General features: G+C 70.7%; 23 protein-coding genes. 16 read left to right on the forward strand and 7 right to left on the reverse strand.

What is annotated here, in order from left to right; translation table 11 throughout:
* The first annotated feature begins 176 nt into the window (after window positions 1–176).
* From OHS59_RS22420 to OHS59_RS22460, 9 genes are all read left to right on the forward strand, one after another.
* The gene (locus OHS59_RS22420; RefSeq protein WP_328495186.1) at window positions 177–1,007 is read left to right on the forward strand and encodes a hypothetical protein; all 831 of its coding nucleotides are present in this window, start codon (window positions 177–179) and stop codon (window positions 1,005–1,007) included.
* Window positions 1,008–1,174: 167 nt separating this feature from the next.
* Complete coding sequence (locus OHS59_RS22425) at window positions 1,175–1,924, forward strand: YcnI family copper-binding membrane protein (RefSeq protein ID WP_328495187.1); 750 nt, start codon at window positions 1,175–1,177, stop codon at window positions 1,922–1,924.
* A 173-nt stretch (window positions 1,925–2,097) separates the two neighbouring features.
* Window positions 2,098–2,772 carry an SCO family protein gene (locus tag OHS59_RS22430; protein ID WP_328495188.1) on the forward strand — a complete coding sequence of 225 codons (675 nt, stop codon included), beginning with the start codon at window positions 2,098–2,100 and terminating at the stop codon, window positions 2,770–2,772.
* Entirely contained in the window at window positions 2,769–3,347 is a 579-nt protein-coding gene (locus OHS59_RS22435; protein WP_328495189.1) for a copper chaperone PCu(A)C, read from the forward strand. Before OHS59_RS22430 ends, OHS59_RS22435 begins: the two co-directional genes overlap by 4 nt.
* A gap of 14 nt (window positions 3,348–3,361) precedes the next feature.
* Window positions 3,362–5,389 (forward strand): copper resistance protein CopC, encoded by a 2,028-nt coding sequence (locus tag OHS59_RS22440; protein WP_328495190.1) that lies wholly within the window; start codon window positions 3,362–3,364, stop codon window positions 5,387–5,389.
* An 8-nt stretch (window positions 5,390–5,397) separates the two neighbouring features.
* Window positions 5,398–6,726: an iron uptake transporter deferrochelatase/peroxidase subunit gene (gene efeB / locus OHS59_RS22445; RefSeq protein WP_328495191.1), complete on the forward strand. Its 1,329-nt coding sequence runs from the start codon at window positions 5,398–5,400 to the stop codon at window positions 6,724–6,726.
* A 68-nt stretch (window positions 6,727–6,794) separates the two neighbouring features.
* The gene (pheA, locus tag OHS59_RS22450) at window positions 6,795–7,727 is read left to right on the forward strand and encodes a prephenate dehydratase (RefSeq protein ID WP_328495192.1); all 933 of its coding nucleotides are present in this window, start codon (window positions 6,795–6,797) and stop codon (window positions 7,725–7,727) included.
* A gap of 537 nt (window positions 7,728–8,264) precedes the next feature.
* Window positions 8,265–9,542 carry a serine--tRNA ligase gene (serS, locus tag OHS59_RS22455; protein ID WP_328495193.1) on the forward strand — a complete coding sequence of 426 codons (1,278 nt, stop codon included), beginning with the start codon at window positions 8,265–8,267 and terminating at the stop codon, window positions 9,540–9,542.
* Window positions 9,539–10,396 (forward strand): HAD family hydrolase, encoded by an 858-nt coding sequence (locus OHS59_RS22460; protein WP_328495194.1) that lies wholly within the window; start codon window positions 9,539–9,541, stop codon window positions 10,394–10,396. Before serS ends, OHS59_RS22460 begins: the two co-directional genes overlap by 4 nt.
* A 364-nt stretch (window positions 10,397–10,760) precedes the next feature.
* Here the strand turns inward: OHS59_RS22460 and OHS59_RS22465 are convergent, their stop codons facing one another.
* The 5 genes from OHS59_RS22465 to OHS59_RS22485 all read right to left on the reverse strand — a co-directional run bounded on the left by OHS59_RS22465 (window position 10,761) and on the right by OHS59_RS22485 (window position 14,788).
* Window positions 10,761–11,021, reverse strand: coding sequence for an SGM_3592 family protein (locus tag OHS59_RS22465; RefSeq protein ID WP_328495195.1), 261 nt, complete (start codon window positions 11,019–11,021; stop codon window positions 10,761–10,763).
* A 148-nt stretch (window positions 11,022–11,169) separates the two neighbouring features.
* Window positions 11,170–11,889, reverse strand: coding sequence for an ABC transporter permease (locus tag OHS59_RS22470; protein WP_107020468.1), 720 nt, complete (start codon window positions 11,887–11,889; stop codon window positions 11,170–11,172).
* An 11-nt stretch (window positions 11,890–11,900) separates the two neighbouring features.
* On the reverse strand, window positions 11,901–12,812 hold the full coding sequence (locus OHS59_RS22475; RefSeq protein ID WP_107020467.1) for an ABC transporter ATP-binding protein: 912 nt from the start codon (window positions 12,810–12,812) through the stop codon (window positions 11,901–11,903).
* A gap of 52 nt (window positions 12,813–12,864) precedes the next feature.
* Window positions 12,865–13,782, reverse strand: a complete 918-nt coding sequence (locus OHS59_RS22480) for an ABC transporter permease subunit (RefSeq protein WP_328495196.1) — start codon at window positions 13,780–13,782, stop codon at window positions 12,865–12,867.
* A complete protein-coding gene (locus OHS59_RS22485) occupies window positions 13,772–14,788 on the reverse strand; it encodes an ABC transporter ATP-binding protein (RefSeq protein ID WP_328499311.1) in 1,017 nt (338 codons plus the stop codon). The genes OHS59_RS22480 and OHS59_RS22485 overlap by 11 nt, the downstream gene beginning before the upstream one ends.
* Before the next feature lie 282 nt (window positions 14,789–15,070).
* On the opposite strand from OHS59_RS22485, the gene OHS59_RS22490 reads away from it, so the two are divergent.
* From OHS59_RS22490 to OHS59_RS22520, 7 genes are all read left to right on the forward strand, one after another.
* Window positions 15,071–15,919 carry a M24 family metallopeptidase gene (locus OHS59_RS22490; RefSeq protein ID WP_328495197.1) on the forward strand — a complete coding sequence of 283 codons (849 nt, stop codon included), beginning with the start codon at window positions 15,071–15,073 and terminating at the stop codon, window positions 15,917–15,919.
* 17 nt (window positions 15,920–15,936) lie between these two features.
* Window positions 15,937–17,694 carry an SDR family oxidoreductase gene (locus OHS59_RS22495; RefSeq protein ID WP_328499312.1) on the forward strand — a complete coding sequence of 586 codons (1,758 nt, stop codon included), beginning with the start codon at window positions 15,937–15,939 and terminating at the stop codon, window positions 17,692–17,694.
* On the forward strand, window positions 17,691–18,590 hold the full coding sequence (locus OHS59_RS22500; RefSeq protein ID WP_328495198.1) for a metal-dependent hydrolase: 900 nt from the start codon (window positions 17,691–17,693) through the stop codon (window positions 18,588–18,590). The genes OHS59_RS22495 and OHS59_RS22500 overlap by 4 nt, the downstream gene beginning before the upstream one ends.
* Before the next feature lie 46 nt (window positions 18,591–18,636).
* Window positions 18,637–19,593 (forward strand): MerR family transcriptional regulator, encoded by a 957-nt coding sequence (locus tag OHS59_RS22505; protein ID WP_328495199.1) that lies wholly within the window; start codon window positions 18,637–18,639, stop codon window positions 19,591–19,593.
* Between the two features lie 122 nt (window positions 19,594–19,715).
* On the forward strand, window positions 19,716–20,327 hold the full coding sequence (locus OHS59_RS22510) for an RNA 2'-phosphotransferase (protein ID WP_328495200.1): 612 nt from the start codon (window positions 19,716–19,718) through the stop codon (window positions 20,325–20,327).
* A gap of 158 nt (window positions 20,328–20,485) precedes the next feature.
* Window positions 20,486–21,397, forward strand: coding sequence for an LLM class flavin-dependent oxidoreductase (locus OHS59_RS22515; RefSeq protein WP_328495201.1), 912 nt, complete (start codon window positions 20,486–20,488; stop codon window positions 21,395–21,397).
* 257 nt (window positions 21,398–21,654) lie between these two features.
* Window positions 21,655–22,542 (forward strand): Cof-type HAD-IIB family hydrolase, encoded by an 888-nt coding sequence (locus OHS59_RS22520; RefSeq protein ID WP_328495202.1) that lies wholly within the window; start codon window positions 21,655–21,657, stop codon window positions 22,540–22,542.
* A gap of 122 nt (window positions 22,543–22,664) precedes the next feature.
* Here OHS59_RS22520 and OHS59_RS22525 read toward each other — a convergent pair whose 3' ends face one another.
* Window positions 22,665–23,741 (reverse strand): M23 family metallopeptidase, encoded by a 1,077-nt coding sequence (locus OHS59_RS22525; RefSeq protein WP_328495203.1) that lies wholly within the window; start codon window positions 23,739–23,741, stop codon window positions 22,665–22,667.
* A 181-nt stretch (window positions 23,742–23,922) separates the two neighbouring features.
* Window positions 23,923–25,503, reverse strand: coding sequence for a sensor histidine kinase (locus OHS59_RS22530; protein ID WP_328495204.1), 1,581 nt, complete (start codon window positions 25,501–25,503; stop codon window positions 23,923–23,925).
* Window positions 25,504–25,588 lie beyond the last annotated feature (85 nt).

Genomic DNA, 25,588 nt, shown 5'->3' on the forward strand with positions numbered 1-25,588 from the left:
GGGGGCCGCATGTAAGCGTGCTGATGACGTGACGCCGCCCATACGGGGGATGTGCCGACGCCATCTGCCGGTGTATGTAGGGGCGACTCACCCCAGAACCTGATCTTCCGGACCGTACGTCATCTTGTGGACCTGCCGTATGGGGCGGGTAAGGCCAGTGCGATGATGAGCCCGCCATGACTGCCTCCCACCAGCGCGCGCGCACCGGAGGTGATCTCCGGGTCCTGAGGGCCGCGGTGTTCACCGCCGTCTGTGTCGTGCTGGCCGCGGCCGGACACTCCATCGCCTCCTGCGCGTCGGTTCCGCTGTGGTCGCTGGGGGCGGGATTCCTCGCCGTCTTCGCCGTCGCGGCGCCGCTCGCCGGGCGCGAGCGCTCGCTGCCGGGCATCACCGTGCTCCTCGCGACCGGCCAGACGGTGCTGCACACGCTCTTCGGACTCGGGCAGCACGGCACGGCGGCCACCGCGTCCACGGGCGTGGACACCTCGCTCGTGGCCCGGGCCTCACGGCTGGTGTGCGGCGCGTCCGTCGCGACACTCAGCCCCGCCCAGGCCCAGCGGATCCTCGCCGACGCCCAGCTGGGCACCGGCGGCACGGGCGGCACCAGTACGGGCGCGGGCTCCTCACACGCCATGCACGATCAGGCGGGCGCCATGTCGGCCGCCGTCGGAGCACCGGCGTCGGTGCTGCCGTCGCTGCCGATGCTCCTCGGTCACGTGCTCGCGGCGGCCGCCACCGGGTGGCTGCTGCGCCGCGGAGACATCGCCCTGCGGCGCCTCCTGCGGCTCTCGGCGCACGGGGTGGCGGAAGGGCCGCTGGTCTCCCTGCGCGCAGCCCTGGCGCTCGTCCGCGCCCTCCTGGCGGGCCTGCCCGGCGCGACCCCGGCGGTGCCCGGCACACCACGCACCTGGGCGTACGAGCCACCGGTCCCGCGTACGACCGCTCTTCAGCACTCGGTCAGCCGGCGCGGGCCGCCGGCCGGCGAGGCGTTCACCCTCGCCGTCTGACACGACGCGCTCCCTCGGACGTACTCCTTCGGACGTCCCACTCCAGGGGTGCCGTCGTGCGGCACGCGCGCGTGCCCGCCCTTTCGGGCTTCCACCCGCGCGACCCCCCAGTTCTTCACCGAACGGTTCCTCACCGAACCAGTGCTGAAAGCGAAGTGTTTCCTGCCATGAAGGCTTCTCGTATCGCCGCGACCGGTGTCGTCGCCGCCTCCGCCGTCCTCGTCCTGTCCGGCCCCGCGTTCGCGCACGTCAGCGTGCAGCCCGAGGGCACGGCCGCCAAGGGCGGCTACGCGACGGTCAACTTCAAGGTGCCGAACGAGCGCGACAAGGCCTCGACCACCAAGCTGGAGATCAACTTCCCGGCCGAGCACCCGCTCGCCTCGGTCATGCCGCAGCCCGTCGACGGCTGGAACGTCAAGGTCACCAAGTCCAAGCTCGACAAGCCGCTCGAAATGCACGGCGAGAAGATCAACGAGGCCGTCACCAAGGTCACCTGGACCGCGGACGGCAAGGGCATCCAGCCCGGCTTCTTCCAGAAGTTCCCGCTCTCCATCGGCGCGCTGCCCGAGGACACCGACGAGCTGGTGTTCAAGGCGATCCAGACGTACTCCAACAACGAGGTCGTGCGCTGGATCGAGACGCAGAAGGACGGCGAGGAGGAGCCCGAGACGCCGGCTCCGGTGCTCGCGCTGTCCGCCGCCACCGACGACCACCACGGCTCCGCCGCCTCCGACGACGACGCCGACGCCAAGGAGAGCGACGACGCGAAGGCCGCCGCCAACGCCTCGACGACCGAGGCGGCCTCCACCGACAGCAGCGACACCACGGCCCGTGTGCTGGGCGTGGTGGGCATCGTCGTCGGCGTGGCGGGCGTGGCGTTCGGTGTTCTCGCCGGCCGTCGGCGTACCAACGCATAAGCCCAGTCCGGGCCGCGCGCGAGTCCCGTACGACCTCCGTACGGCTTCCGCGCAGGTCCAGTCCGAACGACCCAACGTCGGACGCCCACCGCGATCCCCGGCCGGTTCCCTTCCGGCCGGGGTCCGGGCCCGTACACAGGAAATCGGGTGCGGCGTCCCCGGGAGAATGCACTATGCGCAAGAAGACGTACGCCGTGGCCGCACTGTTCGCCGCGGCCGCTCTGACCCTTTCCGCCTGCGGCAGTGGCGACAGCGGCAGTGACAACGCCGTCGCCGAGGTGTCCACCGAAACCGGCTCGGACAAGGCCGCCACGGTCCTCGACAAGCCGTTCGAGAAGCCGGACCTGGTCCTCACCGACACGCACGGCAAGAAGTACGACCTCCGTGAGGCGACCGAGGGCAAGCCGACGCTGATCTACTTCGGCTACACCAACTGCCCCGACGTCTGCCCGCTGACGATGAACAACATCGCCGTCGCCAAGAAGCAGCTCGACCAGGACAAGAAGGTGTCCCGGGCCGAGAAGGACTCGCTCCGCATCGTGTTCGTCACCACCGACCCGGAGCGGGACACCCCCGCCGCGCTCGGCAAGTGGCTCAAGGGCATCGACTCGGACGTCGTCGGCCTGACCGGCTCCTTCGACACGATCCAGGCGGGTGCCAGGACGCTGGGCATCTCCATCGAGGCTCCCAAGAAGGGCAAGGACGGCAAGGTCACCTCCATGCACGGCACGCAGGTCATCGCCTTCTCCCCGAAGACCGACGGCGGTTACGTGCTGTACGGCGAGGACGCCACCGTCGACGACTACACCAAGGACCTCCCCGAACTGATCAAGGGCGAGACGCCGTGACACGTCGTACGGCGTCCTCGGCCGCCCTCGTCCTGGCGGCCGCCCTCACCCTGGCGGGCTGCGGGGACCCGGACTCCGGCGACTCGGAGGGCGGGCTGTCGGTGAACTCCGCCTATATGCCGCAGCCGGTCTCGGACTCCATGGCGGCCGGTTTCCTGGTCATCGCCAACGGCGGCGACGCTGGCGACAGGCTGTCCTCCGTCACCAGCGACCTCGCCGGCGAGGTCACCATCCACACCACCGTCGGACAGTCGATGGAACAGGTGAAGGGGCTCGACGTCCCCGCCCACGGCAAGCTCGTCCTCGACAGCGGCGGCGACCACCTCATGTTCGAGAAGCTGAAGCGCAAGCCGAAGGAGGGCGACACGGTGTCCCTGGAGCTGCGCTTCACGAAATCCGATCCGGTCAAGGTCGAGATGCCGGTGAAGTCGGCCACCTATCAGCCGGCGTCGGTGACCAGATCGTCCGCGCGGTCGTCTACACACTCGACGTCGCAGTCGACGGCACGCACGACTTCGTACTCGACGTCACGCTCGGCCTCGTACTCGTACTCGTCCACGACATCGCACCACTGAGGGAGGGACCACCGTTGAGTCAGACCATCGCTCCCCGTGTGCGGACGTTGCTGTTGCTGCTCCTCGCCGTCACCGGCGCGCTCCTCGCCGGGGCCGCGCCCGTCTCCGCGCACGCCGCGCTGACCGGGAGCGACCCCCAGCAGGGAGCGGTGGTCGCCGAGGCCCCGGCCCAGGTGTCGCTCACCTTCTCCGAGCAGGTCGCGATGTCCGACGACTCGGTGCGCGTGCTGGACCCCAAGGGCAAGCGCGTCGACACCGGCAAGACGTCCGGGCAGGGCGGCAACACGTACGCCGTGAAGCTGCACTCCGGCCTGCCCGACGGCACGTTCACCGTCACCTACCAGGTGGTCTCGGCCGACAGCCACCCCGTCGCCGGCGCCTTCACCTTCTCCATCGGGGCACCCTCCAAGACGTCCGTCGCCGTGTCCGACCAGGAGGCCGGCGGCGGGGTCGTGGGCGGCCTCTACGGCTTCGCCCGCTATGTGTCGTACGCGGGATTCATCCTGCTCGTCGGCGGCTCGGCCTTCGTGCTGGCCTGCTGGCAGGGCGGCACCGGCGTGCGTGCGGTGCAGCGGCTCGTGGTCTCGGGCTGGCTCGCCCTGACGGGGGCCACGCTCGCCATGCTGATGCTGCGCGGGTCGTACACCGGCTCGGGGACGGTCGGGGACATCTTCGACCTGAACCTGCTCAGCCAGGTGCTGCAGACCAAGACGGGCGCCGCCCTGGTGTCGAGGCTGCTGCTGCTCGCCGCGGCCGCGCTGTTCATCGCCGTGCTCTTCGGGGCGTACGAGAAGCGCGAGGACGAGGAGGAGAAGGGCGATCTGACCTTCGGGCTCGCCATCGGCGGGTTCGTCGTGGCGGCCGGTCTCGCCGCGACGTGGGCCATGGCCGAGCACGCCTCGACCGGTCTCCAGACGGGGATCGCGATGCCCGCCGACGTGCTGCACCTGCTCGCCGTCGCGGTCTGGCTCGGCGGGCTTTCGACACTGCTGGTGGTGCTGTACCGCGCCCCGTCGTCGATCGGACGGTCCGCCGTACAGCGCTTCTCCCAGGTCGCGTTCGGCAGCGTGGCCGTGCTGGTCGTAACCGGGATCTACCAGTCGTGGCGGCAGGTCGGCTCCTGGTCCGCGCTCACCGGGACCTGGTACGGACAGCTGCTGCTGATCAAGGTCGGCCTGGTGGTCGTCCTCGTCGGCATCGCGTGGATCTCACGTCGCTGGACCACCCGGCTGGCACAGGCACCCGCCAAGGAGCAGGCGAAGCCCAAGGCCAAGGTCGGGGCTTCGACGTCGACGCCGAAGAAGTCGAACAGCGCGAAGTCGAAGGGGTCCAAGGCCGCCAAGGGATCCCAGACGGCCAAGGGGTCCCAGGCGGCCAACGGGTCCGCGGGGCCTTCGGACGACTCGGACACATCCGACACCTCGGACGACAAGGAGACGGTCTCCGTGGGCGGCGCGGGCGGTGGCGGCAAGCGCGCCGCCCAGCTGGCCCGGCAGCGGGCCGCGGTGGCCATCACGCGCGAGAAGCGCCTGCGGGACGCCGACCCGCTCCGCACCGGCCTGCGCCGCTCGGTGCTCGCCGAGGCGGGCGTGGCCGTCGTCCTGCTGGCCGTCACCACCGTGCTCACGTCCACCGAACCCGGGCGTACGGAGGAGGAGGCGAAGGCCGCCACCGCCGCCGCCACCTCGGAGCAGACCGGTGAGGCGCTGTCGCTTGACATCCCGTTCGACACGGGAGGCCAGGACGGCAAGGGGATAGCCCGCGTCGAGCTGGACCCGGCCCGCGTCGGCGGCAACGACATGCACGTCTACGTGGAGCGGCCGAACGGCAAGGCCTTCGACATTCCCGAGGTCAAGATCGCCTTCACCCTCAAGGCGAAGGACATCGGTCCGCTGCCCGTGGTCCCCGACCGCATCGCCACCGGACACTGGACGGCGAGCGGGGTGCAGATCCCGATGGCGGGCAGCTGGCAGATCGCGGTGACCGTGCGGACCTCCGACATCGACCAGGTGACCGTGGACAAGAACGCGCAGATCGGCTGAACGACACCATGGCTGAACAGTCCACTCCGAAGCCCTCCCCTTCACGGGAGACCTCACCCCCACGGGAGACCTCGGGCTCAGGGGAGGCCTCACCCTCACGGGAGACCTCGGGCGCCGTCTCGCGACGGCGCCTGCTCGGCACCGCCGGTGCCACGGGCCTCGCGCTCGGCGCGGCGGGCGGAGCCGCCGGGTACGCATCCGCGCCGTCCGCGCCCTCCGCCGACCGGGCCGCGCTCCTCAATTCCGTGGGTGCGGGCGAGGTGATGTTTCACGGGAAACATCAGCCGGGCATCACGACCGCCCTGCAGGCCAACGGCCATCTCGTCGCCTTCGACCTGAGGGCGGGCGCGGGCCGCGAGGAGGCGGCCGCCCTGCTGCGGCGCTGGTCGACGACCGCCCGGCGACTGATGGCGGGCGAGGCGTCCGCGAACGGCGACACGGACGTGGCGCGTGACGCCGGGCCCTCGTCCCTCACGGTCACCTTCGGCTTCGGCCACAGCTTCTTCGCCCGTACGGGACTGGAGAAGCAGCGCCCGGTCTCCCTCGACCCGCTGCCCGACTTCTCCTCGGACCATCTCGACAAAGCCCGCAGCAACGGCGATCTGTGGGTCCAGATCGGCGCGAACGACTCCCTCGTCGCCTTCCACGCCCTGCGCGCGATCCAGCAGGACGCGGGCCGGGCGGCCAGGGTGCGCTGGCAGATGAACGGCTTCAACCGCTCGCCCGGCGCCACCACCCGCCCGTTGACGGCCCGCAACTTGATGGGGCAGATCGACGGCACCCGTAATCCCAAGCCGTCGGAGTCCGACTTCGACCGGCGGATCTTCGTGCCCGACGCCGGCGAGCCGTCGTGGATGGCGGGCGGCTCGTACGCCGTCGTACGCCGTATCCGGATGCTCCTCGACGACTGGGAGAAGCTCCCGGTCAAGGACCAGGAGGACGTGATCGGGCGCCGGAAGTCCGACGGGGCACCGCTGTCCGGCGGCACCGAGACGACCGCGATGGATCTGCAGAAGACCGACGGCGAGGGCAAGCTGGTGGTCCCCATCAACGCGCACGCCCGCATCACCCGGCCCGACGAGAACGGCGGCGCGGCGATGCTGCGCCGGCCCTTCTCCTTCCACGACGGCATCGACGCGGACGGCGTGCCGGACGCGGGCCTGCTCTTCGTCTGCTGGCAGGCCGACCCGTTGCGCGGTTTCGTCCCGGTGCAGCGCAAGCTCGACCGCGGGGACGCGCTGTCCACCTTCATCCGGCACGAGTCGAGCGGACTCTTCGCGGTGCCCGGCGGGGCCGCGAAGGGCGAGTACGTGGGACAGAAGTTGCTGGAGGGCTGAGATCGGCTCGGTGGGGCGTGGTTCCAGAAGCGTGGGCCCAGTTCCGCAGGGCCCATTAGGGTGAGGCCATGCCAGCCAGCTACGCGTATCTCGGCCCCGAGGGCACCTTCACCGAAGTGGCCCTGCGGACTCTTCCGGAGTCGGCCACCCGGCAGCTCGTCCCGATGGTGTCCGTCCCCGCGGCGCTCGACGCCGTCCGGGCCGGCGAGGCCGAGGCCGCGTTCGTGCCGATCGAGAACTCGGTGGAGGGCGGCATCACCACCACGATCGACCAGCTGGCCGTGGGCGAGCCGCTGATGATCTACCGCGAGGTGCTCCTCTCGATCACCTTCGCGCTGCTGGTCCGCCCCGGCACGAAGCTGTCCGACATCAAGACGGTCAGCGCCCACCCGGCCGCCCAGCCGCAGGTGCGCAACTGGATGAAGGCCAACCTCCCGGACGTCGTCTGGGAGTCGGCTGCCTCCAACGCGGACGGCGCCCGCCTGGTGCAGGAGGGACGGTACGACGCCGCCTTCGCGGGCGAGTTCGCGGCGGCCCGGTACGGGCTGGAGGCCCTGGAGACCGAGATCCACGACGCGGAGAACGCGCAGACCCGGTTCGTCCTGGTGGGCAGGCCCGCCCGGCCCGCGGCGCCGACCGGCGCCGACAAGACGTCCGTGGTGATCTGGCAGCGTGACGACCATCCTGGCGCTCTGCTCGAACTGCTCCAGGAGTTCGCCGTCCGCGGGGTCAACCTGATGCTGCTGCAGTCCAGGCCGACCGGCGAGGGCATCGGCAACTACTGCTTCGCCATCGACGCGGAGGGTCACATCTCGGACCGGCGGGTGGCCGAGGCGCTGATGGGGCTCAAGCGGGTCTGCCCGAAGGTGCGGTTCCTCGGGTCCTATCCGCAGGCCGACGTCGATCCGAAGGACGCGCGCGCACCGCGGGCCGGTACGTCGGACGGCGAGTTCGCGGCGGCCTCGGACTGGCTGGCGCGCTGCCAGGACGGCCGTTTCTAAGTCGGTCCTACCTGCAGATTTTCTTCATCCACAAAGTTATCCACAGGATCGCTTCTCGACCTGGGGACAAGTCGACAACAAAGCCCGACGTAGTCGACAAATCGGCCTACAGCCCACAACTGCGTCCACAGCCCCGCGGGTCACCCTTCGTCCACCCGTTTCATCGACCAATCCCTTAGAGGGAACCATTTCCACCCGAACGTGGGTGTAGAGAGGGTTTGACCCAGGAATTCTTCGTCCCGGATGCGGCTTTCGGAACGATCACTTCCGATGTCCACAGATCTTTCGCACAGCCTGTGGATAACTTTTCCGGAGTGCGAATTCCTGTGGACAACCTCCACGCCAAGTCCCTTGTTCCACAAGGGAATCGAGTCAACTCACCGCACCCAGCCTGCCCCTTGCAGGGAACCGGGCCCCTTTCGATTGACGCGAACCGACACAATTCAAGTGAATCGACATTTCCACCAAACTATGACAGAAGCGACAGATCGGAATACCGAGTCGTGTCCCGGAACCCCGCACCGGTAACCTTGTGGGGTGATTGACCTTCGCCTGCTCCGTGAGGACCCCGACCGTGTTCGCGCCTCCCAGCGCGCCCGTGGAGAGGACGTCGCGCTCGTCGACTCCCTTCTCTCCGCCGACGAGCGGCGCAGGTCGTCCGGCGTCCGCTTCGACGAGCTGCGCTCCGAGCAGAGGGCGCTCGGCAAGCTCATCCCCAAGGCTTCCGGCGACGAGAAGGCCGAGCTGCTCCGGAAGACCGGAGTGCTCGCGGCCGACGTCAAGGCGGCGGACGCCGAGCAGCACGAGGCGGACGAGGAGACCAAGCGCCTCCTCAAGCAGCTCGGCAACCTCGTGCACCCCGACGTCCCGGTCGGCGGCGAGGAGGACTTCGTCGTCCTGGAGACGCACGGAACGATCCGCGACTTCGGCGCCGAGGGCTTCGAACCCAAGGACCACCTGGAGCTCGGCGAGGCGCTCGGCGCCATCGACGTCGAGCGCGGCGCCAAGGTCTCCGGCTCGCGCTTCTACTACCTCACCGGTGTCGGCGCGCTCCTGGAACTCGCCCTCGTCAACGCGGCGATCGCGCAGGCCACGGAGGCCGGCTTCATCCCGATGCTGACCCCGGCGCTGGTCCGCCCGCGCGCCATGGAGGGCACCGGCTTCCTCGGTCAGGCCGCGGAGAACGTGTACCACCTGGAGAAGGACGACTTCTACCTGGTCGGCACCTCCGAGGTACCGCTCGCCGCGTACCACATGGACGAGATCCTCGACGCGGACAAGCTGCCGCTGCGCTACGCGGGCTTCTCGCCGTGCTTCCGCCGCGAGGCCGGCACGTACGGCAAGGACACCCGGGGCATCTTCCGCGTGCACCAGTTCGACAAGGTCGAGATGTTCTCGTACGTCGATCCCGCGGACGCGGAGAACGAGCACCAGCGGCTCCTCGACTGGGAGAAGCAGTGGCTGACCGGCCTCGGGCTGCCCTTCCAGGTCATCGACGTGGCCTCGGGCGACCTGGGCTCGTCCGCCTCGCGCAAGTTCGACTGCGAGGCGTGGATCCCGACCCAGGGCAAGTACCGCGAGCTGACCTCGGCCTCGAACTGCGACGGCTTCCAGGCCCGCCGTCTTTCGGTGCGCATGCGGGACGGCAAGAAGGTGCAGCCGCTCTCGACGCTGAACGGCACGCTGTGCGCCGTCCCGCGCACGATCGTGGCGATCCTGGAGAACCACCAGCTGGCCGACGGCTCCGTACGGGTGCCCGAGGTGCTGCGTCCGTACCTGGGCGGCCGTGAGCTGCTGGAGCCGATCTCCAAGTGACCGGCACCGCTGGGTCGACCGGGTCCACCGGGTCGGCCGGATCCACGGGGGCGTTCCCCTACAAGCTCGTAGCGACCGATCTCGACGGAACGTTGCTGCGCTCCGACGACACGGTCTCGGAGCGCACCCGCGCGGCACTCGCCGCGGCCACCGTGGCGGGTGCCGCGCACCTCGTCGTCACCGGCCGGGCGGTCCCCTGGACCCGACACATCCTCGACGACCTCGGGTACGAGGGACTCGCGGTGTGCGGCCAGGGCGCGCAGTTGTACGACGCCGGGGCGCACCGGCTGCTCACGTCGGTGACCCTCGACCGGCAGGTGGCGGGGCTCGCGCTCGCCAAGATCGAGGCGGAGGTCGGCCCGCTGGCCCTCGCCGCGAGCCGCGACGGCCTCGACGGCGACGTGCTGGTCGGCCCCGGTTACCGGGTGCAGGGTCTGCTGCAGTCCGTGCCGTTCACCGATGTGGCCGAACTGTGGGCCGCGCCCCTGACCAAGATGTACATCCAGCATCCCCGCCTCACCGACGACGAGCTGGCGTCCGCGGCGCGGGCGGCGGCGGGTTCCCTGGTGAACATCGTGATGGCGGGCGAGGGCATCGTGGAGATCCTGCCGCTGGGCCTGTCGAAGGCCACGGGGCTCTCCCTGGCGGCCCGCCGCCTGGGCGTGAAGGCCGCCGACACGATCGCCTTCGGCGACATGCCGAACGACATACCGATGTTCGCGTGGTCGGCACACGGCGTGGCAATGGCCAACGCCCACACCGAACTCAAGGCCGTGGCCGACGAGATGACCCTGTCGAACGACGAGGACGGCATCGCTGTGGTGCTGGAGAGGCTGCTGGGCCGGCTGCCCTGAAACAGCGGGGCAGCCGGCTCGCCTGAAAAGAGTGGGTGGGCGGCCCGCGCGGAGGTACGCGCTCGAAGCGGCCGCCCCGGGCAGCTCCCGTACGGGGCGGACTCGACGGAGCCGACTGCTCCGGAGCCCGCACGCTGCCCTGCCGGGAACTCGACGAACTGCCACTGACAGGCGTCGTCGTGCTCCTCTCCCGGACCGCGGCACCGGAGGAATCCGGCGACCTGGACATAACCACTGTGCCCGTACGCCGAGTTGGGCGCCACCGAATAATCGGGCGCCACCGAATGACGGGTGCCCCCAAGCCGTCACCTGTCAGCCGTCAGCCCTCCAAGGGCACCCGGCGACGCGGGTCGCCCCGCAGGCGTCAGCGGCGCCGCCACCTGCGCCGCCGCGCCTTGCTGAAGAACCATCCCGCGGGCGGCTCGTCGGAGCGCCAGGGCTGCGGATCGGGGCCGCCCTCGCGCCAGCGCTCCGCGAGCATACGGGCGCGCGCGGACGGCTCGGCCGTACCGGCGGACCGTATGAAGTCCTCGTCGAGGACGAGGTCGTCCCAGACCTCCTCGGCGGTCTCCCCCCGGCCTTCGCCGGGGTCCTGTCCGTCGCTCCGTGGTGCCTGCGCCGCCATCCCCGTTCCTCCTCGTCGCATCCCCTCGGGCAAGTGTGCCGTCACCCGCGTAAAACCTGCTTCAAGATCACAAATGGCCGCGGCTCCACGCACGCGTGGAGCCGCATCGACCGTCCGGGCCCCCGCACCCGCCGGGGCCCGGCAGGGGCTACTCCTCGCCCGCCAGCGTCAGCGTCCGCAGTTTCTGCCCGGCGAACCAGGTGGCGGCGACGGTCACCACGACCAGGAGCACCGTGCCGGTGGTGAGACTCACGTCCGAGGTGACGAGATCCCCGCCGGACACCTTCTGGGCCACCGCGAGCGACCACTGCTGGACGCTGAGGGTCCTCGCCCCGGAGACCAGCGTCCCGAAGAGCGCCTCCCACACGAGGGCGTAGACGAGCCCGAAGACCACCGCGTGCCGCGTGATGGTGCCGAGCAGCAGGAAGAGCGCGGCGTACGCGATGGAGGCGACCAGCGCGGCCACGGTGTAGGCGACGGCGACCTGCTGGCCGTTGCCGTTGAGGATCAGGCCGGCGAGGAACGTCGGGACCGCCGAGAACACCATGGTGACGGCGACGGCGACGATCAGCTTGGTGAAGATGATCGTGGGGCGCTTGACCGGTTTGGCGAGCAGGTAGACGACCGAGCCGTCGTCGATCTCGGGGCCGATCGCTCCGGTGCCGGCGATGACGCCGATGATGGGCACCATCGTGGCGAGGGCGAACCCGCCGAGGACGTCCGCGGCCACCTGGTCGTCGGCGCCCGTGAAGCCGCGTACGGCCGCGGAGATGACGATCAGCAGGACGGGCAGGGCGCCCAGGATGAGGGCCCGGCGGCGGCCGAGAAGGCCGCGGTAGGTGAGCCGGGCGACTGTGGGGTCGTACATCTTTCGGCCTCCTACGCCGCGACGAGATACGAGAAGACGGACTCAAGGGACTCGTCGGACGGTGAGACCGTGAGCAGTCGGATGCCGTGGTCGCGGGCCACCCGCGGCAACAGGGCCGTGAAGCGGGGGAAGTCGACGGCCTGGATGCGCAGCGCGCCCTCCTGGAGGTCCACCTCGATGCCGGACGTCGACGGGTCGGCGATGAGCGCGGCCGCGAGCGCGCGGTCGTCGCTGGAGCGGACCAGATAGCGGTGCGGGCGGTCGGTCATCAGGCGGCGGATCCGGCGGAAGTCGCCGCTGGCCGCGTGCCGTCCGGCGACGATCACCTCGATGTGCGAGGCGAGCTGCTCGACCTCCTCCAGGATGTGCGACGAGAAGAGGACCGTGCGGCCCTCGTCGCCCATCCGCCGCAGCAGTTCCATCAGTTGCATGCGCTGGCGCGGGTCCATGCCGTTGAAGGGCTCGTCCAGCAGCAGCAGCGACGGGTTGTGGACGAGCGCGGAGGCCATCTTCACGCGCTGGCGCATGCCCTTGGAGTACGTGGAGATCTTCCGGTCCTGCGCGTACTCCATCTCGACCGTGGCGAGGGCCCGGTGCGCGGCCTTGTCGCCGAGGCCGTGCAGCTCGGCGTTGGCGACGACGAACTCGCGGCCCGTGAGGAAGTCGTACATCGCCTCGCGCTCGGGGACGATGCCGATCTGCTTGTAGATCTCCTCGTTGCGCCAGGTCGGCCTGCCGTCGAGGGTGACGGAGCCGGTGGAGGGGGCCAGGAAGCCGCCCATCATGTTGATGAGGGTGGATTTCCCGGCGCCGTTCGGGCCGAGCAGACCGGTGACGCCCGGGCCGATGGTCATGGTGATGTCGTTGACGGCCACCACGTTGCCGAACCAGCGTGAGACGTGATCGATGGTGAGGGTGCTCATGGGCGCGGCCCGTTCCTTGGAAGGGTGGTGGTGGCGGACGACGGGCGGGCGGTCACAGTCCGACCTTTCGGTAGCGGCGCATCAGGAGGCCGTAGCAGCCTGCGATCAGTCCCAGGACGACGACCAGATAGACGACGCCCTGGGCGCTCGACGGGCCGTCGCCGCCGGGGAAGGCGGAGGTGGCGCCCAGGAAGGCGGTCTGCACCCCGTCGATCAGCGTGATGGGCGAGAAGAGCCCGAGCCAGGCGATCGCGTCGCTGCTGGACTGGTCGTAGGCGATGGCCTGGACCGTGGAGACCGCTCCGTAGGAGATGGTCAGCACGGCGATGACGGCGGCGATACCGAAGCCGCGGCGCGGGGTGACGGCCGAGATGACCAGGCCGATGCCGGCGAAGAGCAGCGAAAGCAGTGCCACGGAGACGAGCCCTTGTCCGAAGCCCTTGGTCTGGTCCCAGAAGTCGAGCTTGGCCAGCAGCGCTCCCACGTACAGCACGAGCAGCGGCGCGGCGGTGAGCATGAACAGCGCCGAGGCCAGTGCCGCGTACTTGGCGCGTACGTAGTCGGCGGTCTCGATGGGGCGCGAGAAGTACAGCGGGACGGTCTTGAAGCGCAGGTCGCGGGAGACGGACTGCGGTCCCTGGGAGGCGACGTACAGGCCGATGACGGCCTGCATGATGACCGCGTAGCGCGTGTAGTCGACGGGCAGGTCCTTCGCCTTGGTGGCGACGGCGACCGCGACCATGATCAGTGCGGGGACGCACATCACCACGAAGAGCAGCATCGGCAGCACTTTGGACTTCACCGAGCGGCCGAGGCCGTACGAGCCGCGCAGGGACATCGAGTAGAGCGAGCGGCGGGCGTACGCGCGTCCCAGGCGCGGGCCGTCGTAGTTGCGGTAGCCGATGTTGTGGATCTGCGTCTGCTCGCCCGCGCGAGCCGGAGCCTGTGCCTGGGGCTGCTCAACCGCCATGGCCGACCGCCTCCTTCCGCTGTTCGTCGCCGTCCTTCAGGGCCGCCGCCTGCGCCTGGGCGTCCCTGGCCGCCTGTTCGTCGCTGTCCTTGAAGACCTCCGCGATGTGGTGCCTGCGCTGCTCCATGCGCACCAGACCGAGGCCCAGGTCGGCGACGACGTCCCGTACGAGGTCGTACGTCTCCTCGCCCTGCGCGGTGAGCAGGAGGATGTGGCCCGCGCCCGGCAGGCCGCTGCCGTCGTGGGTCTCGACCCCGCGCGCGTGCAGCACCTCGCGCAGTGCGCCGGTGCCGTCCGGGTGCTCGTCCGTGTCGGTGACCTCGACCGCGAGGATCGCCGTGCGCTGCGTGAAGTCCGTGGTGGAGCTGGACCGCAGGAGCTTGCCGCCGTCGATGACGACGACGTGGTCGCAGGTGCGCTCCAGCTCGCCGAGCAGGTGCGAGGTGACCAGGACGGAGATGCCGAAGTCGGTGTGGATGCGGCGGATGAGGCCGAGCATCTCGTCGCGGCCGACCGGGTCGAGGCCGTTCGTCGGCTCGTCGAGGAAGACCAGCTGCGGGTCGTGGACCAGCGCCTGCGCGAGCTTCACGCGCTGCTTCATGCCCGTCGAGTAGCCGCCGATGGGGCGGTACCGCTCCTCGTAGAGGCCGACGTGGCGCAGCGTGTCCGCGGTGCGCTCGCGGGCCGCCGCCGGGGGCAGGCCGGACATGCGCGCCATGTGGACGACGAACTCGGTGGCCGAGACGTCGGGCGGCAGACAGTCGTGCTCGGGCATGTACCCCACGCGCTCCCGGATGTCGCCGCCCTTGGTGGCGACATCGAGTCCGAGCACCGCGGCGCGGCCCTCGGTGGCGGGGGACAGACCCAGCAGGATCTTGATCAGTGTGGACTTGCCGGCTCCGTTGGCTCCGACGAGTCCGGTCACACCGGGTCCGACGTCCACGGAGAGCCGGTCAAGAGCGGTCACCCGGGGGAACCGCTTGCTCAGGCTTTCGGTCGCGATCACAGTCACATTCCGAAGGTAGTGGCGCAGACCACATCAGTCGTCAGACCTGGGAGCTGTATCGCCGTCACTCTCCAGTCGTACGGGCCCGTAGGGGTCCCCCTCAGGTCGAACAACCCGCGGCCACCACAGTGCCCGGGTCGCCCGGGTCGGCCGGGTTGTCCACAACCACACGGTTTTCCACAGGCCTCGCACCCACCTATTGACGCAGCCGCCAACAATTGTCACATTCATCAGTGTCAAGTTACGGGCGCGTACGGCAGTGGGCTTGGAACGGACGGTGACATGACCTCAGCAGTGGCCCCACCGGGCCCGCTCGCGGCGGAGCTCAGCGGATTCAGAGAGGTGCAGCGGCTCGCGTACGCGTGCGCCGAAGCGGTGGCCGCGCAGCTGAAGCCGGGTGTGACCGAGCGCGAGGCGGCGCGGATGCAGCGCGACTGGCTGCGTGAGCGCGGGGTCCGGGACTGGTTCCACCTGCCCTTCGCGTGGTTCGGGGACCGAACGGCGTTCACGGGCTTCCGGATCCCGCTGCAGTTCTTCCCGACGAACAGACGCCTGGAGCCGGGGATGCCGTTCATCCTCGACACGGCTCCGGTGCTCAACGGCTGCACCGCGGACATCGGGTACTCCGGCTCGCTGGGGCCGAACCCCGTGCAGGACCGGCTGCTCGCCGATCTGGAGGCGCACCGCGAGCTGCTCCTGCGCGAGGTGCGCGAGCGGCGCCCGCTGCGGGAGATCTACGAGGACGTGGACCGGCTCATGGTCCGCCAGGGCTACGCGAACCGTCATCGGGCGTATCCCTTCGGCGTGATCGCGCACAAGGTGGACCGCGTCCGCGAGCGGCGCTGGTCACCGCGCCTGTTCGGATTCGGCACGCAGTCCCTCAAGGGTCTGGCGAGCGACGCGCTCCACGGCCACCGCGACGGCTGGTCGCCCCTGTGGTCGCCGTACCGCTTCTCCGACCACCCGCCGCATCCGGGCCTGTGGGCGGTCGAACCGCACCTCGGATTCCGGGGCACGGGCGCGAAGTTCGAGGAGATCCTCGTGGTCACCGATTCCCGGGACCCCGAGCAGAGCGCGTTCTGGCTGGACGACGATCTGCCGCACGTGCGGCGCTGGGCGGAGGACAAGTGACCCATGGCGAAGAACAAGTGACCCTCCGGGGTGCGCGCGAGCGGTGGGTGCGCACGGGCGGGGTCGAGCTGTGTGTCGCCGAGTGGGGTGATCCGGCGACACAGCCGACGGTGGTGCTCGTGCACGGCTACCCGGACTCCAAGGAGGTGTGGTCCGAGGTCGCGGGGCGCCTGGCCGAGCGCTTCCATGTCGTGCTGTACGACGTGCGCGGCCACGGCAGGTCCACCGCGCCCCGGCCCCTGCGCGGCGGATTCACCCTGGAGAAGCTGACGGACGACTTCCTGGCGGTCGCGGACGCGGTCAGCCCGGACCGGCCGGTGCACCTGGTGGGCCACGACTGGGGTTCGGTGCAGGCCTGGGAGTTCACCACGGTCAAGCGCACGGAGGGGCGGATCGCCTCCTTCACGTCGATGTCCGGGCCTTCCCTCGACCACTTCGGGCACTGGATCAAGAAGCGGGTGTCCCGCCCGACGCCCCGCAGGGTCGGTCAACTGCTCGGCCAGGGCGCCAAGTCCTGGTACGTGTACCTGCTGCACACCCCCGTCCTGCCCGAACTGGCCTGGCGCGGCCCCCTCGGCAAGCAGTGGCCGAAGATCCTGCGCCGGCTGGAGAAGGTCCCCGCGGGCGACTATCCGACCTCGTCGCTGCCCACGGACGCGGCCCACGGAGCATGGCTGTACCGCGACAACGTCCGCCCGCGCCTGCGCAGGCCCCGCGACGACGCGTACGCGCACGCGCCCGTGCAGCTCATCACTCCCCTCGGGGACGCGTTCTTGTCGGAGCGGCTCTACGACGAACTGGAGCAGTGGGCCCCGCGGCTGGTGCGCCGCACCCTCCCGGCGAAGCACTGGGTCCCGCGCACCCGGCCCGACCAGCTGGCCGCCTGGATCACCGAGTTCGTGAACTCGACCGAGGGCGGACGGCCCACGCCCGCGGTGAGCGGCCCGCACGCCGACCGCTTCGGCGGGCAGCTCGTGCTGGTCACCGGCGCGGGCAGCGGCATCGGACGGGCCACCGCCTTCGCGTTCGCCGAGGCCGGCGCGCGCGTGGTGGCCGTCGACCGGGACGCGGAGAGCGCGGCGCGCACCGCGGAGCTGTCCCGCCTCGCCGGCGCCCCGGAGGCCTGGGCCGAGACGGTCGACGTCTCGGACGAGCGGGCCATGGAGCAGCTCGCCGCGAAGGTCGCCGCGGAGTACGGGGTGGTGGACGTCCTGGTGAACAACGCCGGGATCGGACTGTCCGGCTCCTTCCTCGACACCACCGTGGAGGACTGGCGGAAGGTCCTCGACGTCAATCTGTGGGGTGTGATCCACGGCTGCCGGCTCTTCGGGAAGCAGATGGCCGAGCGCGGGCAGGGCGGCCACATCGTCAACACCGCGTCGGCGGCCGCGTATCTGCCGTCGAAGGCGCTGCCCGCCTACAGCACCTCCAAGGCGGCGGTGCTGATGCTCAGCGAGTGCCTGCGCGCCGAGCTGGCGGGCCAGGGCATCGGCGTCTCGGCTATCTGCCCCGGGTTCGTCAACACCGCCATCACCTCGACCGCCCGCTTCACGGGAGTCGACGCCGCCGAGGAGAAGCGGCGCCAGAAGAGGTCCGCGCGGCTGTACGGGCTGCGCAACTACCCGCCGGAGAAGGTCGCCGAGGCCATCGTGCGGGCCGTCGTCCGCAACCAGGCCGTGGTGCCCGTGACCGTGGAGGCGCGCGGCGGCCGACTCATGTCCCGTTTCGCCCCCAGGGCGCTGCGCGCGATCGCACGGATGGAGCCACCGCTGTGACCGAGCACCACACCATCACGCCCCGCCGGGTCTCCTTCGACTGGGAGGAGACCCCGCTCCACTGGATACCGGACGAACCGACCGCCACCCACGTCATCAACGTGCTGCATCTGCTGCTGCCCGCGGGGGAGCGGTGGTTCGTCAAGGTCTTCAAGGAAGGCCTGCCGCTGGTCACCGACCCCGAACTCCTCAAGGACGTCAAGGGGTTCATGGGCCAGGAGGCGACGCACAGCGTGCAGCACTCGTACGTGCTGGACCATCTGGCGGCGCAGCGGCTGGACACGGACGCGTACACCAGGCACGTCGAGTTCCTGTTCCGCAGGATCCTGGGCGAGACTCCGCCGCTGGGCCGGATACCGGCCCGGGAGTGGCTGTGCTTGAGGCTCTCGGTGGTCGCGGCCATAGAGCAGTTCACCGCGGTGCTGGGCGACTGGGTGCTGGCCGCCGGGGGACTGGACGATGCGGGCTCCGACGAGGTCATGCTCGACCTGCTGCGCTGGCACGGCGCGGAGGAGGTCGAGCACCGCGCGGTCGCCTTCGACATGTACCAGCACTGCGGCGGCGAGGGCCTGCCCCGGTATGCGCGCCGGGTGGCGGGCATGGCGGTCACGGCTCCTGTGATGCTGTACATGTGGGCGTGGGGCGCGGCCTATCTGATACGCCACGACCCGCGGTTGGCGGGCCGGCTGCGTTATTCGCTCAAGGAGCACAACCGGGCGGTGCGCAAGGGGCTGCTGCCCACGTGGAAGGAGCTGGGCTCGGCCGTGCCGCGCTATCTGCGGCGCTCGTACCATCCCTCGCAGGAGGGTTCGATGCGCCGCGCGGTCGAGTATCTGGCGCTGTCGCCCGCCGCTCGGGCGGCGGCGGGGGCGATCGGCAGGGCAGCGATCGCATAGCGACGAGGACCCGGGAGGGCCACGGGGACTCGGGAGGGCAGGAACCGTGATCGACGAACCGGCCGGCGCCGCGTACCGGATCGAGGACCTGGCGCACCGCAGTGGCGCCACGGTCCGGACGATCCGCGCCTATCAGGACCGCGGGCTGCTCCCCCGACCGGAGCGGCGCGGGCGCGCCAACGTCTACGCGGACACGCATCTGGCCCGGCTGCGGCAGATCGCGGACCTGCTGGACCGCGGCTACACCCTGGCCTCCATCAAGGAGTTGTTGGAGGCCTGGGACGCGGGGCGTGGCCTGGGAGGCGTGCTCGGCCTGGTCGCCGAGGTGGACGGGCCGTGGACGGACGAGGAGGCGGTCCGTATCTCGCGGGCCGAGCTCGACGAACGGTTCGGCGGGCGCTCGGACGACGCGGCGGTCGCCGAAGCGGTCGAACTGGGAGTGCTCGAAAGAATTCCGGGCCAGAATCCGGGCCAGGAGGACATGTTCCTCGTACCGAGCCCCCAGGAGCTGGCGGTGGCGGCCGAGTTGTACGAGGCGGGCGTTCCGCTGTCCGCGATCGCCGGCCATCTGCGGGAGTTGAGGGGTCAGGTCGAGCACATCGCCTCGCGGTTCCTGGAGTTCACGGCCGAGCACGTCTTCGCCCGTTATCTCGGCGAACATCCGCCGAACGACGCCGACGCCACGGAAGCGGCCGATCTCGTACGTCGGCTGCGGCCGCTCGCCCGTCAGACGGTGGACGCCGAACTGGCTCGGGCCATGCAGTTGTTCGCCCACCGGGAGCTGCGCCGGCACCTGGGTGTGGAGCAGGTCCGGCCAGGTGTGGACGGGACACGCACCGTGGCGGTACCCGCGACGACAATGACCGCTGTGGAAAGCCTTGTCGGCGCGGAGCACGCGGCCGAGTTCATCGCGCTGGCCGCCGAACGCGAGGTCAGGGCAAGAGGCTTGGACGCGCTGGCCGCACAGGGCCCTCGGACGGCGGAAGTTGACGAACCCCTGTGAATGAGAAGGAAGTTGTCCACAGAATCCCCAACTGAGCCTGTGGATAACGCATTTGGCTGTGGATCAAACCTCCGGGCCAAAATCAATCGCGTGATCAGTGTCTCTCCAGGCACCCTGACGGGATGAACGAAAACGACCGCGCGGGAAATGATCCGACCGCCGGGACCGACCCGAACAGAAGCGGTCTCGACGAGAGGCGCACCGTAAAGGTGTCGAAGTACCTCTCGAAGCATCTGCGGCATCAGCCCGAGCGGATCGGGCTCACGCTCGACGAGGGCGGCTGGGTCGAGATCGGCACGCTGATGGCCGCGGCGGCGGCACACGGCTTCCGCTTCACCCGGAGCGAGCTCGACCACGTGGTGGCCCACAACGACAAGCGGCGCTTCGCGATCGAAGGCACCCGGATCCGCGCCAGCCAGGGCCACTCCGTGGAGGTCGACCTGGGTCTGCCGTCGGCGACCCCGCCCGCGTACCTCTATCACGGCACCGTCGCCCGCAGTCTGGACGCGATCCGCGCCGAGGGCCTGCGGCCCATGAACCGGCACGACGTGCACCTGTCGGCCGACCGCGAGACGGCGACCCGCGTCGGAGCGCGCCGTGGCCGCCCCGTCGTGCTCTCCGTGGACGCCGGCGCCATGAGCCGCGACGGCCATGTCTTCACGGTCAGCGCCAACGGCGTCTGGCTCACGGCCGCCGTACCCCCGCGCTACCTGCGGTTTCCGGCCACGCACTGAGGCCGGGGAACCGGGCCGCTCGCGGGAGCCAGACACCGGGAGTCGGGGCCTGATGGGGCCACGTACCGATTACTCGCCGATCACTCACCGACCGCTCGCCGGTCAACCGCCGGTCGGCCGCTTCGGTGTGCCGCACGGCTGCGCTTAGGCTCTGCGACATGAGTCTGCGTCTGAGCACCGTGATCCTGCCGTACCTCCGCTGGCACGAGGGAGGGCGTTCCACCTGGCAGCGCGCCGAGCAGCTCGGGTTCCACACCGCTTTCACGTACGACCACCTGGCATGGCGGACGTTCCGCGAGGGCCCCTGGTACGGCGCCGTGCCGACGCTGACCGCCGCCGCGGGCGCCACCGACCGGCTGCGCCTCGGCACGCTGGTCACCTCCCCGAACTTCCGGCACCCGGTGGCCCTCGCCAAGGAACTGATCTCGCTCGACGACATCTCCGGTGGCCGGATCACGCTGGGCATCGGCGCGGGCGGTTCCGGCTTCGACGCCACGACGCTGCTGCGCACCGGCGAGGAGCCGTGGACGCCGCGCGAGCGGGCCGACCGCTTCGCCGAATTCGTACCGCTGCTCGACCGGCTGCTCACCGAGGACACCGTGTCGTACGACGGCACGTTCTACTCGGCGCGTGAGGCCTACAACATCCCCGGCTGCGTCCAGCGCCCCCGGCTGCCCTTCGCGGTGGCCGCCACCGGGCCGCGCGGGCTGCGGCTCGCCGCCGCGCACGGGCAGGCGTGGGTGACCACCGGGGACCCGAAGCTCTTCGAGGCGGGCACGCCCGACCAGTCGGTGGACGCCCTCCGTGGTCAGCTGGAGAAGCTGACCGCCGCGTGCGAGACGGCCGGCCGCGATGTGCGCGAGCTCGACAAGGTCCTGCTCACCGGCTTCACCCCGGACCGCGGACGTCCGTTGGAGTCTCTCGACGCGTTCGTCGACTTCGCGGGCCGCCACAAGGAGCTGGGCTTCACGGACATCGTGATCCACTGGCCCATCCCGGACTCCGACTTCGCTGCGGACGAGAAGGTCTTCGAGCAGATCGCGCTGGAAGCGGTGTCGCAACTGGGCTGACGCCCGGTTGCCCAGCTGGGGCGGACACCCGGTTGCTCAACCGGGTCGCACGCCCGGTGGGGAGGGGGTACGGCCCGGTACGCGGCCGCAGGTCGTTCCGGGTTGCTCGCGGCGTTCCCCCCCCCCCCCCCACCACCCCCACCCCCTACCGGGCGCGCCCCCGACTGCCGTCCGCCCACCGGGCTGCGTCTGGCAAAACTGCAGGTCAAGGGCTGTGTCACTCACATGTGCGGACCGCCGCACGCCCGTGCGCGCATATGCGGGAGAATGACGGAGTGACCTCAGCGACCCGACGGCCCGGGATTCCGGCCTCCCCCCTCCCGCCCCGCCTGATCGCCACGGACCTCGACGGCACCCTGCTGCACGACGACAAGTCCGTCTCGCCGCGCACGGTGGCCGCCCTGGCCGCCGCCGAGGAGGCCGGCATCGAGGTCTTCTTCGTGACCGGGCGCCCGGCTCGCTGGATGGACGTCGTGAGTGATCACGTCCATGGTCACGGACTTGCCATCTGCGGAAACGGCGCCGCCGTGGTCGATCTGCACGGCGGCCCCGGCGCCCACCGCTTCGTCAAGGTGCGGGAACTGGCGCGGGAGAACGCGCTCGACGCCGTACGGCTGCTGCGCGACGCCGCTCCGGGCACCCTCTTCGCCATCGAGCAGACGTACGGCTTCTACCAGGAGCCCGCCTACCCGAAGCTGCACCTGGAGGCTCCCGACTCCCTCGCGCCCGCCGAGAAGCTCTTGGCGCCGGATGCCCCGGGGGCGGACGAACCGGTGCTCAAGATCCTCGCGTACCACCACGAGATCGCCCCGGACGACTTCCTCATGACCGCCCGGCTGGCCATCGGCGACCGGGCCAACGTGACCCGGTCCAGCCCCAGCGCGCTGCTGGAGATCAGCGGCCCCGGCGTATCGAAGGCCAGCACCCTCGCGCTGTGCTGCGCCGAGCGCGGTATCTCGCACGAAGAGGTCGTCGCCTTCGGTGACATGCCGAACGACGTGGAGATGCTCACCTGGGCGGGCACGTCGTACGCGATGGGCAACGCGCACCCCGACGTGATCGCCGCGGCGTCCGGACGCACGGCCGCCAACACCGAGGACGGCGTGGCCGTGGTGATCGAGCGGATACTCGCGGAACACCGGTAGAAGCGGAACACCGGCGGGGGCGGAACACCGCCGGGAACGGGCCCCCGGCCGTCGGTGGCCGCGTTCGCCGGCCACGGGCGGCCATCGGCTCGCCCCCGGCCACAGGCGACCCCCTTCCCGGCCTACAGCTCGACTCCCCGCTCGGCGAGCCACTCCCGCGGATCGATCGCCGAGCCCGACCGCGGGGTCAGGCGTACCTCGAAGTGCAGATGCGGGCCCGTCGAGTTGCCGGTCGTGCCCGACTGGCCGACCCATTGCCCGACGGACACCCGCTCCCCCTGGTCCACGGTGACGGCCGCCAGATGGGCGTACTGCGTGTAGTAACCGCCCGCGTGCCTCACCACGACCTCGATGCCGAACGGCCCGCCGCACGACACCTTCACCACCCGCCCCTTGCCCACCGAACGCACCGGCGTACCGATGTCCACCGCGAAGTCCTGCCCGGTGTGCCGGCTCGCCCAGCGTTCACCGCCGCTGCCGAATCCCGCGGAGAGCCCGTACGTCTCCACCGGCGGGACCCATCGCCGGGTGAAGGCCGTGTCCGGCTGGTCCAGCCGCGCGGAACCCCGGCAGGCGCCCGCGGCGACCGAGGCGTCCGCCTGCCCCTGGAGCGTCCCCTGGGCCTCCTCCAGCTTGCGTTCGATGCCCTGCTTGATCTCGGCGAGTTCGTCGTTGCGCCGTTCCAGCGCCCGCCGGGCGGAGGCCGCCCTCGACTCGTCGGCGGCGAGCCTGCTCTCGGCCCGGCGGCTCCTGGTGACGGCGTTGTCGACCGCGAGGTCCGCCTGCCGGACGGCACGCTGACCGCGCATCAGCTCCTCGGGGCTGTCCGCGAGCAGCATCCGCGCGGTGTGCGGGAGTCCACCGCCGTCGCGGTACTGGGCGCGCGCGATGCGGCCGAGGTCCCCGTGCAGCAGGGCGATGTCCTGCCGCTCCCGGTCGAGAAGCCGTTCCAGCCGCTGGGTCCGGCCCCGCTGTGCCTCGGCCTCGCGGCGCCCCGCCTCGTACTGCTGCGTCGCCAGGGACACCTCCTCGTACAGCCGCACGACCTCAACGCCGACCCCGCCGGTGCTGTCTGAACTGTCGGAGCTGTCGGAGCTGTCGGCGTCTCCGGTGGCCGCCGTGGGTCCGGCCATCAGAACGGCCAGCGCGCACGACAGCAGCGTGACGAGCAGGGGACGGTGACGGCGACGTGAGCGCATGACATGGATCGTGTCGCGCGGGGACGCCTCCGGTCCTGTTCACCTCGTGCACCTGGGGGAGCGGTCGGCACGGACGGACCACTGCGTTGGGCCGAACAGGGGTCCCGCCGAGGCCGTTTCGGCGAGCCGCTCCACGCGTCCGCCCGGCAGTCCGGCCGACAGGGCCCGTCCCGCCCGGGGTTCAGTACGGCGCCTCCCAGACCACCGATGTGCCGCCGCCGTCCTTTCCGGACCCCGGGCCGTACCAGCTGTCCCCGCCGAGCGACTCCGCGCGCCGCTTCAGGTTCTTCAATCCGCTGCGTCGACCCCCTTCGGGGATACCGACACCGTCGTCCGCGACCGTCAGACGTACACCGGGCTCCTCGTCCGGGAGCCGTACCGTCGCGTCCACGGTGACGTCGATACGGGACGCTCCCGCGTGCCGGAAGGCGTTGGACAGGGCTTCGCGGAGGGCCGCGATGAGGTTCTTGGCCGTGAGTTCGCCGACCACCGTGTCGACGCGGCCGACGAATCGGTGTGACGGCTTGAAGCCGAGCGGCACGGCGGCCATGTTGATCTCACGCAGAACGCGCGTCCGCAGCCCCGTGGGAAACTCCGCCGGTCCCTGCTGGAGCGCGAAGATGGCCGTGCGGATCTCCTGGATGGTGACGTCGAGTGCGTCGACCGCCTTGCCGACGCCCTGGCGCACCTCGGGCAGCACGGACCGCCGTTGTGCGTTCTCCAACAGCATCCCGGTGGCGAACAGCCGCTGGATGACGAGATCGTGCAGGTCACGGGCGATCCGGTCACGGTCCTCGTAGACCGCGAGCTGTTCCCGGTCCCGCTGCGCCTCGGCCATCATCAGCGCGAGCGCGGCCTGCGAGGCGAACTGCGCGGCCAGGGTGCGCTCGGCGTCCGTGAACGGACGCGCGCCCGCCGCGCGCGCCATGACGAGGGTCCCCAGGACCCGGCCGCCGCTCCGGAGCGGAAGGAGCATCGTCGGCCCGTAGCCCCGGGAGAGGTCGGCGAGCATCCGCGGATCCGAGGCCGCGTCCTCGACGAACACGGCCTTCCCCGCGAGGATCTGGCCCGCCACCGCGTTCTCGGGCGGCACGACGAGGCCCAGTGCCCTCGCCGGGTGCTCGGACGCGACGGCGACGATCTCCAGTCCGCCCGCCGCAGCGGGCAGCAGCACGAGTCCGGCCATCGAGTCGGAGAGTCGGCGGGCCTGTTCGGCGACCACCTGGAGGGCTTCGTCGGCGTCTCCTCCGGAGAGCAGCGCGGTGGTGACGGCCACGGATCCGTCGATCCAGCGCTCACGCCGTTTGGCGGCCCCGTACAGTCGCGCGTTCCCCACCGCGATGCCCGCCTCACGCGCCAGTACCCGCACCATGTCGAGGTCGTGCTCGCCGAACGGGCCCCCGTCGCGCTTCTCGGCGAGGTAGAAGGTGCCGAGGCTCTCGCCCTGCACGCGGATGGGGACGCCCAGGAAGCCGGCCGCGGACGGCTGCGAGACCTCCTCGTACCCGTCCGGCAGCCGCCCGATCCGCCGGACCGCCCGCCCGTCGGTGTCCTTGTCCGCATGCTCGGCGAGGCCGTCCCCGCACTCCGCCGTCAGCTCCACCGCCGCGTACCGCGCGTCCGCCAGCTCCGCCGCGGTCTCACAGATCCGCTCCAGCGTGGACCTCAGCTGCAGACCGCTTCCGACCGCCCGCATCGCGTCCAGCAGGCGCGGTACGTCGTCTGGGTTCGGGGTGCCACCGGGGTCCGGCTCGACTGACATGCACCGAGCCTAGTTAGTCCCATTTGCCAGGGAAAGTCGAACCCTGTCCGATCGTCCGTCGCCCGTCGTTCCGTCGTTCCGTCGT

Source organism: Streptomyces sp. NBC_00414 (assembly GCF_036038375.1).
Lineage (GTDB): Bacteria > Actinomycetota > Actinomycetes > Streptomycetales > Streptomycetaceae > Streptomyces.

What these genes read in the sequence shown, in the direction of transcription:
- OHS59_RS22425 (WP_328495187.1), top strand. Translation starts at nt 1,175, where the DNA reads ATGAAGGCTTCTCGTATCGCCGCGACCGGTGTCGTCGCCGCCTCCGCC.
- OHS59_RS22430 (WP_328495188.1), top strand. Translation starts at nt 2,098, where the DNA reads ATGCGCAAGAAGACGTACGCCGTGGCCGCACTGTTCGCCGCGGCCGCT.
- OHS59_RS22480 (WP_328495196.1), bottom strand. Translation starts at nt 13,782, where the DNA reads ATGGCGGTTGAGCAGCCCCAGGCACAGGCTCCGGCTCGCGCGGGCGAG.
- OHS59_RS22530 (WP_328495204.1), bottom strand. Translation starts at nt 25,503, where the DNA reads ATGTCAGTCGAGCCGGACCCCGGTGGCACCCCGAACCCAGACGACGTA.
- OHS59_RS22475 (WP_107020467.1), bottom strand. Translation starts at nt 12,812, where the DNA reads ATGAGCACCCTCACCATCGATCACGTCTCACGCTGGTTCGGCAACGTG.
- pheA (WP_328495192.1), top strand. Translation starts at nt 6,795, where the DNA reads ATGCCAGCCAGCTACGCGTATCTCGGCCCCGAGGGCACCTTCACCGAA.
- OHS59_RS22420 (WP_328495186.1), top strand. Translation starts at nt 177, where the DNA reads ATGACTGCCTCCCACCAGCGCGCGCGCACCGGAGGTGATCTCCGGGTC.
- OHS59_RS22510 (WP_328495200.1), top strand. Translation starts at nt 19,716, where the DNA reads ATGAACGAAAACGACCGCGCGGGAAATGATCCGACCGCCGGGACCGAC.
- OHS59_RS22465 (WP_328495195.1), bottom strand. Translation starts at nt 11,021, where the DNA reads ATGGCGGCGCAGGCACCACGGAGCGACGGACAGGACCCCGGCGAAGGC.
- OHS59_RS22470 (WP_107020468.1), bottom strand. Translation starts at nt 11,889, where the DNA reads ATGTACGACCCCACAGTCGCCCGGCTCACCTACCGCGGCCTTCTCGGC.
- OHS59_RS22520 (WP_328495202.1), top strand. Translation starts at nt 21,655, where the DNA reads ATGCGGGAGAATGACGGAGTGACCTCAGCGACCCGACGGCCCGGGATT.
- efeB (WP_328495191.1), top strand. Translation starts at nt 5,398, where the DNA reads ATGGCTGAACAGTCCACTCCGAAGCCCTCCCCTTCACGGGAGACCTCA.
- OHS59_RS22490 (WP_328495197.1), top strand. Translation starts at nt 15,071, where the DNA reads ATGACCTCAGCAGTGGCCCCACCGGGCCCGCTCGCGGCGGAGCTCAGC.
- OHS59_RS22525 (WP_328495203.1), bottom strand. Translation starts at nt 23,741, where the DNA reads ATGCGCTCACGTCGCCGTCACCGTCCCCTGCTCGTCACGCTGCTGTCG.
- OHS59_RS22515 (WP_328495201.1), top strand. Translation starts at nt 20,486, where the DNA reads ATGAGTCTGCGTCTGAGCACCGTGATCCTGCCGTACCTCCGCTGGCAC.